The sequence below is a fragment of the Micromonospora rifamycinica genome (assembly GCF_900090265.1).
Taxonomy (GTDB): Bacteria; Actinomycetota; Actinomycetes; order Mycobacteriales; family Micromonosporaceae; genus Micromonospora; species Micromonospora rifamycinica.
Genome location: NZ_LT607752.1, coordinates 3,382,087 through 3,394,561 on the forward strand (window position 1 = coordinate 3,382,087; position 12,475 = coordinate 3,394,561).

Here is a 12,475-nt window from a genome sequence, read left to right on the forward strand (position 1 = left end):
GTTCCCGACCGGCGGCCCGCACGCGCCTGTCCAGTGGAGAGGCTCACCGGTCAGATCGTGAAGCCGCCGTCGACGTTGACGGTGGCGCCGGTGATGTACCGGCCACCGGGGCCGGCCAGGAAGGCGACCGCAGCCGCGATGTCGTCCGGCCGGGCGTAATGGCCGAGCGCGGTGAGGCCGTTGATCGTCTCGGCGTTCGGCCCGTCGGCCGGGTTGAGGGCGGTGTCGGTCGGGCCGGGGTTGATCAGGTTGACGGTGATCGCCCGGGGGCCGAGTTCACGCCCGAGGGCCTTGGTCAGGCCGGTCAGCGCCGTCTTGCTCATCGCGTAGAGCGCGAAGCCGGGGAAGACGGTGCGCTCGGCCATGTTGCTGCCGATGTTGATGATCCGCCCGCCCGCCGCCATGTGCCGGATCGCGGCCTGCGAGGCGACGAACGGTGCCCGCACGTTGACTGCCACGGTCAGTTCGAACGCGTCGAGACCCAACTCCTCGACCGGCCCGAGCGGGAACGCGCCCGCGTTGTTGACCAAGATGTCCAGCCGCCCGAGGTCGGTGGCGGCGTTGTCGACGGCGGCGGTCACCGCCGCCGGGTCGGCGCTGTCCGCCCGCAGCCGCCCGGCGGCGGCCCGGTCCGGCGGTGATCAGACTTCGCGTTCGGCGTCGGGCAGACCCCCGGGCGCCGAAGAGGTTGCCAGCTGGGGGTTGGACCCGGAATTCAGGTGAACCGGCAGAAGCACCACGCTTTCCGGGCCTGCGGTCTTTGTCACATCACGGTCCCGGGGCGACTCGGGCACCGGCAGTGCCCCGGGCAGGAACGGCGACCCGCGCGGGGCCGTCACGCTGAGTGGCGCACATCCTAGCAATCCCGTAACAGGGCCGACATCAGCTCAACAGGCGAACGGCAACAACCTCTGGCAGCATTGGCTGGCATGTGCGGACTTGCGGGAGAGTTCCGCCGTGACGGTTCCCGGGCCGACGTGTCGGCGGTGGAGCGCATGGCGGCCACGATGAGTGACCGGGGGCCGGACGACAGCGGAGTGTGGTCCCAGGGGGCGACCGCCCTCGGGCACCGTCGTCTGAAGATCATCGACCTCTCCGCCGCCAGCGGGCAACCGCTCGTCGACCCGGCCGCCGGGCTCACCGGCGTGTTCAACGGCTGCATCTACAACTACCGCGAGCTGCGCGAGGAGTTGCAGGCCTTGGGCCACCGCTTCTTCTCCGCCGGGGACAGCGAGGTGGTGGTCAAGGCGTACGCCGAGTGGGGGCTCGACTTCGTCGACCACCTGATCGGGATGTTCGCCGTCGCGATCACCGAGCGGGACACCGGCCGCCTGGTGCTGGCCCGCGACCGGCTCGGCATCAAGCCGCTCTACCTGGCCGAGACGCCGGGGGTGGTGCGCTTCGCCAGCACCCTGCCCGCCCTGCTGGCCGGCGGTGGGGTCGACACCACCATCGACCCGGTGGCGCTGGCCCACTACCTGAGCTTCCACAGCATCGTGCCGCCACCGCGCACCATCCTGCGCGGGGTCGCCAAGCTCCCCCCGGCCACCGTCCGGGTCTACGAGCCCGACGGCCGTACCCACGAGCGGGTCTACTGGGATCCGTCCTTCACCCGGTCCACCGAGCGGGCCGACTGGTCCGCGCGCGACTGGGAGGACGCCCTGCTGGCGTCGCTGACCACCGCGGTCCGCCGACGGATGGTCGCCGACGTGCCGGTGGGCGTGCTGCTCTCCGGCGGCCTGGACTCCAGCCTGGTGGTGGCGCTGCTGGCCGGCGAGGGGCAGACCCGCTCCGGGCTGTCCACCTTCTCCATCGGCTTCGACGCGGTCGGTGGGCGGGAGGGCGACGAGTTCGTCTACTCCGACCTGGTGGCGAAGACCTTCGGTACCGACCACCACCAGCTCAAGGTGGCCGCCGGTGACCTGGTGCCGCCGCTGGAGGCGGCGGTGGCCGCGATGAGCGAGCCGATGGTCAGCCACGACTGCGTCGCCTTCTACCTGCTCAGCCAGGAGGTGTCCCGGCACGTCAAGGTGGTCCAGTCCGGCCAGGGCGCGGACGAGATCCTCGGCGGCTACCACTGGTACCCGCCGCTGGCCGGCGTCGACCGGGAGCGGGCGCTCGACACGTACGCGCAGGCGTTCTTCGACCGGGACGCGGCCGGACTGGCCCGGGTGCTCAACCCGGCGTGGCTGGCCGACGGCGACCCGGCGCGCGAGTTCGTCGCCGCCCATCTGGGTCGGGTCGGGGCGCAGACCGCCGTCGACGCCGGCCTGCGGATCGACACCCAGATCATGCTCACCGACGACCCGGTGAAGCGGGTGGACAACATGACCATGGCGCACGGGCTGGAGGCCCGGGTGCCGTTCCTCGACCACGAGTTCGTGGAGCTGGCGGCGAGCTGCCCGCCCGAGCTGAAGCTGGCCCAGGGCGGCAAGGGAGTGCTCAAGGAGATCGGCCGCCGGGTCCTGCCGCACGAGGTGATCGACCGCCCCAAGGGCTACTTCCCGGTGCCCGGCCTGACCCACCTGGAGGGCAAGCTCCTCGACCGGGTCCGCGACGCGCTCACCGCGCCGCAGGCCCGTCGCCGCGACCTGTTCCGTGCCGACTACGTCACCGCGCTGCTCGCCGAACCGAACGCCGAACTGACCCCGTTGAACGGAAACAAACTGTGGCAACTGGGACTCCTGGAAATGTGGCTCCAGAGCCACGGAATCGACTGACCGTGAACGAGACTCTCGCCACCGGCACGGCCCGTACCGACCGGGAGCGGGTGCTCGGCCGCCGCCGGGAGCGGATCGGCCCCGGCGGCGATCCGGTCGCGCCGGGCACCGCTCCGGAGCCGCGCCGGGAGCCGGCCGGGCCGTCCGACGTGGTCCTCGACTGTGGCTGGGGGCGGCTGGTCTTCGGCCAGACCTTCCACGAGCAGATCGCGGTGGCCCAGGTGCTGCGCTCCGAGGCGGCCGGCGCCCGGGACATCTGCATCTACCTGCGCGATCCGCACGTGCTGGTGTCCCGGCTGCCCGACGAGCTGTTCATCGACCCGTCGCTGACCTACCGGCTGCCGCTGGGCGAGCGCCGCCCGGAGGCCACCGGGCGGATGGAGATCCCCGGGCTGGTCGTCCGGCCGCTGCGCGACGCCGACGACGCCGACGCGGTGAACCGGATCTACGCCCGCAACGGCATGGTCACCGCGCCGGTGGAGGTGCTGGTCGACAACGCCGGCACCGACCGGTTCCTGCACCTGGTGGCCGAGGCGAGCACCGGGGAGATCGTCGGCACCATCACCGGCGTCGACCACGTGGCGGTCTTCGGCGACCGGGAGAACGGCGCGAGCCTGTGGTGTCTCACGGTGGACTTCAACACCGCCCCGCCCGGCACCGGCCAGGCCCTGCTCACCGAGCTGGCCGACCGGCTCGACGAGCGGGGTCGGGCCTTCGTCGACCTGTCGGTGCTGGCCGAGAACTCGGGCGCGATCCGGCTCTACGAGCGGCTGGGCTTCCACCGCACCGGCACCCTGTGCGTGAAGCGGAAGAACCCGATCAACGAACGGCTGTTCCTGCCGTCCGCCCCGGCGGGCTACGACGAGCTGAACCCGTACGCGAAGATCGTCGCCGACGAGGCGATGCGGCGCGGCATCCGGGTGGAGGTCACCGACGCGCACTGGGGTGAGCTGCGGCTGACCAACGGCGGCCGGACGATCGTCACCCGCGAGTCGCTGTCCGAGCTGACCTCGGCGGTGGCGATGAGCCGCTGCGACGACAAGCGGGTCACCCGACGCATCCTCACCGAGGCGGGAGTGTCGGTGCCGCGTGGCCGGACCGCCACCGGCGACGCCGACGACCTGGCCTTCCTCACCGACGTCGGTCCGGTGGTGGTCAAGCCGGCCCGGGGCGAGCAGGGCAACGGCATCACCGTCGGGGTACGCACCGCCGAGGCGCTGACCGCCGCCGTCGAGCTGGCCCGCCGGTTCTGCCCCGACGTGCTGATCGAGGAGCTGCGCGCGGGCGAGGACCTGCGGGTGATCGTCATCGACCACGAGGTGGTGGCCGCCGCGGTACGCCGACCCGCGCAGATCACCGGCGACGGCGTGCACGACATCACCGAGCTGATCGCACGGCAGAGCCGGCGGCGGGCCGCCGCCACCGGTGGTGAGTCCCGCATCCCGGTCGACGAGATGACCCGCGAGGTGGTGGCCGAGGCCGGGCACCGGATGGACGACGTGCTGCCCGAGGGGCGGGTGTTGGCGGTGCGTCGGACGGCGAACCTCCATACCGGTGGCACAATCCACGACGTGACGGCCGAACTGCACCCGACGATCGCCACCGCCTGCGTGGCGGCGAGTCGGGCCCTGGACATCCCGGTGACCGGGCTGGACCTGCTGGTCCCCGCCCCCGACCAGCCCGAGCACGTGTTCATCGAGGCGAACGAGCGGCCGGGGCTGGCCAACCACGAGCCCCAGCCGACCGCCGAGCGCTTCGTGGACCTGCTCTTCCCGGGCACCCGGGCCCCGCAGCGCCTCTGGAGCCCGGCCGGGCCCGGAGGGGTCGCGTGAGCCTCAAGCCCCTGGAGATCGATCTGGACTACCTGCGCCAGGTGCTGCTGGAGCTGCTGGACATCCCGAGCCCGTCGGGGCGTACCGACCACGTGCAGCAGTACGTCGGCGAACGGCTCTCCGCGCTGGGCATCCCGTCCACGCTGACCCGGCGGGGGGCGCTCAGCGCCTGCCTGCCCGGCCCCCGGCAGACCGGCGCCGACCGGGCGATCGTGGTGCACACCGACACCATCGGCGGGATGGTCAAGCGGCTCAAGGAGAACGGCCGGCTGGAGCTGAAGACCATCGGCACCCACTCGGCCCGGTTCGCCGAGGGCGCGCACGTGCGGATCTTCACCGACGACCTGGACCGGGTGATCACCGGCCAGGTGCTGCCGCTGAAGGCCAGCGGGCACCGCTACAACGACGACGTCGACCTGCAGGGCGTCGGCTGGGAGCACGTCGAGGTCCGGGTCGACGAGCCGGTCGAGGACATCGCCGGCCTGCGGGCGCTCGGCGTCGACGCGGGGGACTTCGTGGCGTTCCTGCCGAATCCGATGATCACCCCCTCCGGTTTCGTCAAGTCCCGGCACCTGGACGACAAGGCCGGGGTGGCGGCGGTGCTGACCGCGTTCAAGGCGGTGGTGGACGCCGGCATCACCCCCACGGTCACCGCCCACCTGCTGGTCACCGTCACCGAGGAGATCGGCCACGGGGCCAGCCACGGGCTCGATCCGGACGTCGCCGAGATCGTCTCGGTGGACGCGGCGGTGGTCGCCCCGGGCCAGCAGTCCCGGGAGGACGCGGCGACCCTGGCGATGGGCGACGGGGTCGGCCCGTTCGACTACCACCTGACCCGCAACCTCGCCACCATCGCCCGGGAACACGGGGTGGACCTGGTCCGCGACGTCTTCGACTACTACCGCTCGGACGTGGCGGCGGCGGTCGAGGCGGGCGCGCACGCCCGGGTCGCGCTGCTCGGCTTCGGGGTGGACGCCACCCACGGCCACGAACGCACCCACCTGGAGGGGCTGCGTCACCTGGCCCAGCTGCTGTGCCTCTACCTCCAGAGCGACCTGGTCTTCCCCGAGTGGGACGCCGAGCCGGCGGGTGACCTGGCCGACTTCCCGTCCCTGGCGGTGCAGCCGGCCGGCGGGGACGGCCCCCGCGAGGGCCCGATCGGCATCGACTGACCGGCTGGTGGCCGCGCTGCCGGGCACCGCTGAACGGCGGGCACGACATCACGCGTCGTGCCCGCCGCCCACCGGCCGCCCCGGCCCCTCACCGTGGCGTCGGTCCTTACGGTCGGGTCACCGGTTGCGGCGTTCCGCCGCGTCGAGCAGGGCGATCAGCGCCTCGGTCACCCGCAGCACCGCGTCCCGGGCGGCCGGGTCGCGGGTGATCCGCTGTTCCGCCCGGTCGGCCAACTGCCCCAGCAGTTCACCGGCGCGGGCCGCGTTGCCGGCGGTGCCGGCCTGCTCGGCCCGCTGGAGCCGATCTTCCAGCCGGGCCGCCACGTACTCGGTGATCCGGCCGGCGGCGACGTACTCGGTGATGAGGTCACGCAGGTCGGAGTACCAGGCGGGGTCGCGGGTGAACGACGCGGGCAGGTAGCCGGCGTCGGCGGCGGCGAGGGTGGCCGCGACGCTGGCGTCCACATACGACCCGACGGTCGGGTAGCGGGCGGCGAGCTGCGCGTCGGTCAGCGGCACCGAGCTGCCGTCGAGGAAGCAGAAGCCCGGCCCCGTGTTGCTGCCGCTGTTGACCCGCAGCGGCACCTGGTGCTGGGCGAGCCGGATGCCGCCGAGGGCGAGCCCCAGCTCGTCACGGGCGACGGCCGGTGGTGTCGTGGTGGTCGTCCGGATCGGCGGGGCGCTCGGCGGGGCCACCTGCTGGGCGACCCAGGCGACGGTGTGGTCGTACACCGCGTTCTGCACCATGTGCTGCGGGATCCGCGACAGCGAGGGCAGCGTGCAGGTCTGCGGTTCACCCGGATAGCCGCCCGGGTAGCTGCCGATGTCCCGCTGGCGCAGCGGCCCGTAGTCGGTGATCAGCTTCCAGTCGCCGTGCGAGGCGCCGGCGACCTCCCAGGAGCGCAGGACGGGCGAGTCGGCCTGGGCGCGGGCCGCCGCCGGCAGGATGCCGCTGGCCACGTCCCCCTCGGAGTTGATCCGGAACACCGGCGTCGCCAGGTCGGTGCGCAGCACCCCGCCACCACCGTGCAGGACGACCGCGTCGAGCACGTTCGCCGACTGCTGGACGCCGTTGTAGTAGTTGGCGAGCCGCCCGGCCGACTGCGAGTGCCCGGTGGCGATCACGTACTGCGGGGCGGGCAGCTTGCCCAGCGGGTCGACCCCGGTCGGGTTGCGGACCGCCTTCACCGCCTGGCTGAAGATGTCGTACGAGAGGCTGTCGTCGGTGACCGAGCCGCCCACGGTGACGTCCAGCGCGCCGTACCGGCTCGGGCTCCACGTCTTGAGGCCGGTGGCCGAGTGCAGCCCGGCCCGCTGGGCGGACACCCCGACCCAGGCGTACCCGGACCGGACCAGGTGCTCGTGTGACTGGAACCAGTCGACCTCCTGGTCCCACTGGTTGCTGACGTTGTTCCACTCGGCGACGACGACACCGTTGAACTTCTTGGTGTTGGCCGGCCGCCGGACCACCAGCCGGGTGCCGTACGGCTGGTCGGTGGCGATGGTCGTCGCGTTCTGGGTGCCCTGCACCGCGTACCGGGTGGCGGTGCCGAAGAGGAAGAACTCCTCCTCGACGTAGCCGGCGGCGGCGAGGTCGACGTCGGTGGCGAGGAACGGGTAGCCGTGGCGGGGGTCGCCGACCGGGGTGGTCCGGGCGATCGGCCCGGCGACCACCGGGTTCGCCACCCGCTCGCCGGTGGCGGTGGACGGCCGGGGCGCGGCCGCCTCGGCCGCGGTCGCCGGGACGGCCGGGCCGGTGGCGACGGCCAGGGCGCCGGCCAGGCCGAACGCGACCAGTGATCGGCGGGTGGGGACGGGGGTGCGGGACGGAACGGGCACGGTTCACCTCACGAAGGGGTCGACCGAGGGGACTGCTCGGACGGGTGGTGGCGAGATGCGCTGCTCGGGATCGACTGCGGTGGCTGTCGTGGGGCAGAGAGTAATGCTCACTTCAGGCGAAAGATAGGCCAGATGAGCACGAACTTTCGATCGGTTGGACAAAAGTCGAACCAGTCGGCGTGGACGGCAGCGGTTCCCGGCCCGTCCCGGCCCCCTGCGAAAGTTCGCCGAAAATCACTACCGGCACCGGGCGTCGGGTGGGTAGCGTGGCGGTACACGGGAAAGGAGGTGGTCCAGACTTGTATAGCAATCGGACTCGTGAGGTGGCTGTCCGCTAGCCGCTGTCCTCGACAGTGAAACACCAGCTCGATCGTCGAGACCGTGTGGCAGCGGTGCGGCGAAACCACGACAGCCACCCGACCCCCGGGGTGCCGACCCAGTCCAGTCGGCCCGCGCGCAGCGCGGAAGCCCCGGGGGTCGCTTCGTTCCCGGCCCGGCGGGCGGCACGACCGGGCCGACGGTCCAGGTCAGGAGGCCGCCGTGTCCATGCGCGAGATGGTGGTGCTCGGCACGGCCAGCCAGACCCCCACCCGGCTGCGCAACCACAACGGTTACCTGCTGCGCTGGGACGACGAGGTGATCCTCTTCGACCCCGGCGAGGGCAGCCAGCGGCAGCTCCTGCACACCGGGGTCACCGCCACCGACCTGACCCGGATCTGCGTCACCCACTTCCACGGCGACCACTGCCTCGGCCTGCCCGGCACCATCCAGCGGCTCTCCCTGGACCGGGTGCCGCACCCGGTGGCGGTGCACTTCCCGGCCGGCGGCGCGGAGTACTTCGCCCGACTGCGGCACGCCAGCAGCTTCCACGAGACCGCCGAGCTGGCCGTCGAGCCGATCACCGCCGACGGGCAGCGGATCGCCCTGGGCGTCGGCACGCTGGAGGCCCGCCGGCTGCGGCACCCGATCGAGACGTACGGGTACCGGCTGGTCGAGCCGGACGGCTGCCGGGTGCTGCCGGAGCGGCTGTCCGCGTACGGCATCGGTGGGCCGGCCGTCGGTGAGCTGCTGCGGGTCGGGCACCTGGACGTCGGCGGACGCCGGGTCACCCGGGACGAGGTGAGCGTGGTCCGGCCGGGGCAGCGGTTCGCCTTCGTGATGGACACCGGCCTCTGCGACGGGGTGTACGCCCTCGCCGAACACGCCGACCTGCTGGTCATCGAGTCGACGTTCCTGGCCTCGGAGGCCGCGCTCGCCGCCGAGGTCGGCCACCTGACCGCCGGCCAGGCCGCCCGGGTCGCCACCGAGTCGGGGGTACGCACGCTGGTGCTCACCCACTTCTCCCAGCGGTACGCCGACCCGCGCCGCTTCCACGACGAGGCCCGCGAGCACTTCACCGGCGAGCTGGTCGTCGCCGAGGACCTGACCGTCGTGCCGGTGCCGCCCCGGCGGGTAGCCTCGCCGGGGTGACCGTCACGCTGCGCCCCGCCGTCGCCGGCGACCTGATGCCGGTGGGCGCCCTGCACCAGCGGTCCCGGGTCGCCACCTACTCGTCGTTCCTGCCGCCTGCGGCGCTGGCCGACCCGACGCCCGAGGCGATGGGGGCGTACTGGGTCGAGCGGTGGACGTGGGAGCGTGACGAGCACCTGATGACCGTGGCCGAGCGGGACTGCCGGCTGGTCGGGTTCAGCTACCTCGGCCCGGACGATGCGGGCGACCCGACCACCGGCCTGCTCAACGCCATCCACCTCGATCCGGCCGAGCGGGGCCGGGGCACCGGACGGGCGCTGATGGCCGACGCGCTGGACACCATGCGCGGCCGGGGCTGGCGTCGGGCGGTGCTCTGGGTGCTGGAGCGCAACACCGGCGCCCGGGGCTTCTACGAGCACGGCGGCTGGAGCTGGACCGGCCAGACCCGGGACGAGCGGATCGGGCGCGTCCCCGTCCCCCAGCTCCGTTACGCCCGGCGGCTACCGGGCCACTGACGTCACGTGCCGTCCCGGTCCGCGTCGACCGAGAAGTTGATCACTGAGAGGTAGCCGTCGCCGTCCTCGACGACCTTCATCAACATCGTCTCGGCGTAGATGGTGTCGTTGTCGTTGAACGTGTCCCGCCCGGTGTGCGCGGCGTACGGCGCTGCGGCGTACACCCTGCTGTTGAGGGCCTCGTCGAACATCATCTGGGTGGTGAGCACCCGGTTGTCGCCCACGTGCACCATCGCGTGGATGTGCGTGGTGCGGCCCCGGTACCAGCCCGGCCAGACGGTGGTGAACTCGACGATCCCGTCGGCGTTGGTGACCTGCGCCCCGCGCAGGTACCGCTTGTCGTCGGTCGGCGTCAGGTCCGCCGAAGCCCCTTCCGCACCGCCACCCGGAGCCGCACCACCACCCGGAGCCGCACCGCCACCGGGCGGGTTGCCGGTGGGCGGGTTGCCGGTGGGCGGGTTGCTCGGCGGGGAACCACCGGGGGCGGAGCCACCGCCCGATGCACCGGACGACTGGGCCTCGGCGCCGGAGTACAGACCGTCGGCGTCACAGTGCCAGATCTCCACGACGGCATCGGCCAGCGGCCCGCACTGCTCGCTGTCCTGGACCCGGATCGCCACCCGCAACCGGGTGCCCGCCCGGTCCTCCCGGATGTCGCTGCGGATCTTGTCGGCGTCGAAGTAGTACGGCCCCTGTGTGGTGGTCGCGGTCAGCGTGCAGGTGTTCGCCGCGCCGAAGAGCGCGGTCAGGTCGGCGGACGTGCTGGCGGTCGCCTGCGGGGACACCGTCTCCCCGGTCGACGTGGTGACCGTGCCGTCGTCCCGGCCGCAGGCGGCGAGCAGACCGGCCAACCCGATCGAGCCGACCCCCGCGATCAGCCGGCGACGGCTGACCCGCTGCCCCTCGTGGTGGTCAAGGTCGTGGCGCATGTCGTTCCTCCCGTGGGTCGGTGCCTATCGGCTGGCTCCGACGGTAGGGAGGCGGTACGGACGCCCCCTGTACAGCTCCTGTCGCCCTGCTGTGAATGGTCGACCCGACCGGACACGCTGCGGGGCACCTCCGCACGGAGGTGCCCCGCAGGTGTGCCGGGTCAGTGCGCGCCGAGGTGGGCGAGCAGGTCCTGACGGGTCAGCACGCCCTTGGGCTTGCCGTCGACCAGCACCAGCGCCGCGTCGGACTTCTCCAGCATGCCCACCGCCTCGCTGACCGGCTGACCGCCGCCGATCATCGGCAGCGGGTCACCCATGTGCCGCTCGATGGTGTCGTGCAGGTGCGCCTGACCGGTGAACAGGGCGTCCAGCAGGTCCCGTTCGGCGATCGAGCCGGCCACCTCACCGGTCACCACCGGCGGCTCGGCCTTGAGCACCGGGAGCTGGGAGACGCCGTACTCGCGCATGTAGTCGATGGCGTCGCGGACCGTCTCGGTCGGGTGGACGTGCACCAGCTCGGGCAGGCCGCCCGGCTTGCCCGCCAGCGCGTCGGCGACGGTCGGCTCGGTGCCGGAGTGGTCCAGGAAGCCGTACCGGGCCATCCAGCGGTCGTTGAAGATCTTGGACAGGTAGCCCTTACCGCTGTCCGGCAGCAGCACCACGATCACGTCGTCCGGGCCGGCGGCCCGGGCCACCTCCAGCGCCGCCACCACGGCCATCCCGCAGGAGCCGCCGACCAGCAGACCCTCCTCCCGGGCCAGCCGCCGGGTCATCTCGAAGGACGCCTTGTCGGAGACCTCGACGATCTGGTCGGCGATGTCCCGGTCGTAGGTCTCGGGCCAGAAGTCCTCACCGACCCCCTCGACCAGGTACGGCCGACCGGTGCCGCCGGAGTAGACCGAGCCCTCCGGGTCCGCCCCGATCACCTTCACCCGCCCCTCGGAGGCCTCCTTGAGGTAGCGCCCGATGCCGGAGATGGTGCCGCCGGTGCCGACCCCGGTGACGAAGTGGGTGAGCCCGCCCTCGGTCTGCTTCCACAGCTCCGGGCCGGTGGTCTCGTAGTGCGACCGTGGGTTGGCCGGGTTGCTGTACTGGTCGGGCTTCCACGCGCCGGGGATCTCCCGGGCCAGCCGGTCGGAGACGTTGTAGTAGGAGCGCGGGTCCTCCGGGGCGACGGCGGTCGGACAGACCACCACCTCGGCCCCGTACGCGCGCAGCACGTCCTGCTTGTCCTGGCTGACCTTGTCGGGGCAGACGAAGACGCAGTGGTAGCCCTTGAGCTGCGCCACCAGGGCCAGCCCGACACCGGTGTTACCGCTGGTCGGCTCGACGATGGTGCCCCCGGGACGGAGGATCCCGGCGGCCTCGGCGTCCTCCACCATCCGCAGCGCGATCCGGTCCTTCACCGAACCGCCCGGGTTGAGGTACTCCACCTTCGCCAGCACGGTCGCCCGGATACCCTCGGTGACGTTGCGCAGCCGCACCAGCGGGGTGTTACCGATCATGTCGACGACGTTGTCGTAGTACTGCACCTCGTTGTGCCCTTCGTTGCGGCGCCGGGAACGGCGGCCTGGCAGACGGTCCTTCGTCGCTCAGGGTACGGGTTGTCAGAGGGTCACATGACCGGGGATGACCACGCCCTGACGCGCCTCCCACTCCAGGAAGCGCTCGGTCTCCGCCAGCACGCTGCCGGCCAGCCAGGTGACCATCACGGCGTCGTCGACCAGACCGAGGACGGTCAGGAACAGCTCCGGCACCACGTCGACCGGCGACACCACGTAGACCGCCGCCGCCGTCATCAGGGCCAGCCGCAACCCCCCGTCGTAGTCGCCCCGGGTGGTGGCCCGGATCATCCGGGGCAGCGCCGCCAGCCGGGTGCCCAGTGACGGCCCGCCCCGTGCCCCGGCCGCCAGCGACCGGGCCAGTGCGGTGAAGGCCGCGGTCCGCTTCAATGTCCTACCCATCTCATCCAGCCCCTCTCCACCGACCAGCGTGACT

At 72.5% G+C, this 12,475-nt stretch carries 9 protein-coding genes and 1 pseudogene; 5 read left to right on the forward strand and 5 right to left on the reverse strand.

Translation table 11 applies throughout. The annotated features are described in order from the left end of the window. Positions 1-50: 50 nt before the first annotated feature. A pseudogene (locus GA0070623_RS13710) lies at positions 51-620 on the reverse strand (SDR family NAD(P)-dependent oxidoreductase); the annotation flags it as partial. Between the two features lie 309 nt (positions 621-929). On the opposite strand from GA0070623_RS13710, the gene GA0070623_RS13715 reads away from it, so the two are divergent. From GA0070623_RS13715 to GA0070623_RS13725, 3 genes are read left to right on the forward strand one after another with little or no spacing between them, the layout of a single operon-like run. Further along, positions 930-2,720, forward strand: a complete 1,791-nt coding sequence (locus GA0070623_RS13715) for an N-acetylglutaminylglutamine amidotransferase (RefSeq protein ID WP_067307606.1) — start codon at positions 930-932, stop codon at positions 2,718-2,720. Between the two features lie 2 nt (positions 2,721-2,722). Further along, positions 2,723-4,552 (forward strand): N-acetylglutaminylglutamine synthetase, encoded by a 1,830-nt coding sequence (ngg, locus tag GA0070623_RS13720; RefSeq protein WP_067307604.1) that lies wholly within the window; start codon positions 2,723-2,725, stop codon positions 4,550-4,552. Then, positions 4,549-5,724: an osmoprotectant NAGGN system M42 family peptidase gene (locus GA0070623_RS13725; protein WP_067307602.1), complete on the forward strand. Its 1,176-nt coding sequence runs from the start codon at positions 4,549-4,551 to the stop codon at positions 5,722-5,724. The genes ngg and GA0070623_RS13725 overlap by 4 nt, the downstream gene beginning before the upstream one ends. 117 nt (positions 5,725-5,841) lie before the next feature. Here GA0070623_RS13725 and GA0070623_RS13730 read toward each other — a convergent pair whose 3' ends face one another. Beyond that, positions 5,842-7,563, reverse strand: coding sequence for an alpha/beta hydrolase domain-containing protein (locus GA0070623_RS13730; RefSeq protein ID WP_067307599.1), 1,722 nt, complete (start codon positions 7,561-7,563; stop codon positions 5,842-5,844). Positions 7,564-8,103: 540 nt separating this feature from the next. On the opposite strand from GA0070623_RS13730, the gene GA0070623_RS13735 reads away from it, so the two are divergent. Together GA0070623_RS13735 and GA0070623_RS13740 are read left to right on the forward strand one after the other, a co-directional pair. Beyond that, complete coding sequence (locus GA0070623_RS13735; RefSeq protein WP_067307596.1) at positions 8,104-9,033, forward strand: ribonuclease Z; 930 nt, start codon at positions 8,104-8,106, stop codon at positions 9,031-9,033. Beyond that, complete coding sequence (locus tag GA0070623_RS13740) at positions 9,030-9,548, forward strand: GNAT family N-acetyltransferase (protein ID WP_067307593.1); 519 nt, start codon at positions 9,030-9,032, stop codon at positions 9,546-9,548. The genes GA0070623_RS13735 and GA0070623_RS13740 overlap by 4 nt, the downstream gene beginning before the upstream one ends. 2 nt (positions 9,549-9,550) lie before the next feature. Here the strand turns inward: GA0070623_RS13740 and GA0070623_RS13745 are convergent, their stop codons facing one another. From GA0070623_RS13745 to GA0070623_RS13755, 3 genes are all read right to left on the reverse strand, one after another. Then, positions 9,551-10,477, reverse strand: a complete 927-nt coding sequence (locus GA0070623_RS13745; RefSeq protein WP_067307590.1) for a peptidase associated/transthyretin-like domain-containing protein — start codon at positions 10,475-10,477, stop codon at positions 9,551-9,553. Positions 10,478-10,638: 161 nt separating this feature from the next. Continuing rightward, positions 10,639-12,009 carry a cystathionine beta-synthase gene (locus GA0070623_RS13750; RefSeq protein ID WP_067307587.1) on the reverse strand — a complete coding sequence of 457 codons (1,371 nt, stop codon included), beginning with the start codon at positions 12,007-12,009 and terminating at the stop codon, positions 10,639-10,641. 75 nt (positions 12,010-12,084) lie between these two features. After that, the gene (locus tag GA0070623_RS13755) at positions 12,085-12,441 is read right to left on the reverse strand and encodes a DUF1232 domain-containing protein (protein ID WP_067307584.1); all 357 of its coding nucleotides are present in this window, start codon (positions 12,439-12,441) and stop codon (positions 12,085-12,087) included. Positions 12,442-12,475 lie beyond the last annotated feature (34 nt).

Coding starts and splice junctions, on each gene's coding strand:
- GA0070623_RS13715 (WP_067307606.1), top strand. CDS start 930: ATGTGCGGACTTGCGGGAGAGTTCCGCCGTGACGGTTCCCGGGCCGAC.
- GA0070623_RS13745 (WP_067307590.1), bottom strand. CDS start 10,477: ATGCGCCACGACCTTGACCACCACGAGGGGCAGCGGGTCAGCCGTCGC.
- GA0070623_RS13755 (WP_067307584.1), bottom strand. CDS start 12,441: ATGGGTAGGACATTGAAGCGGACCGCGGCCTTCACCGCACTGGCCCGG.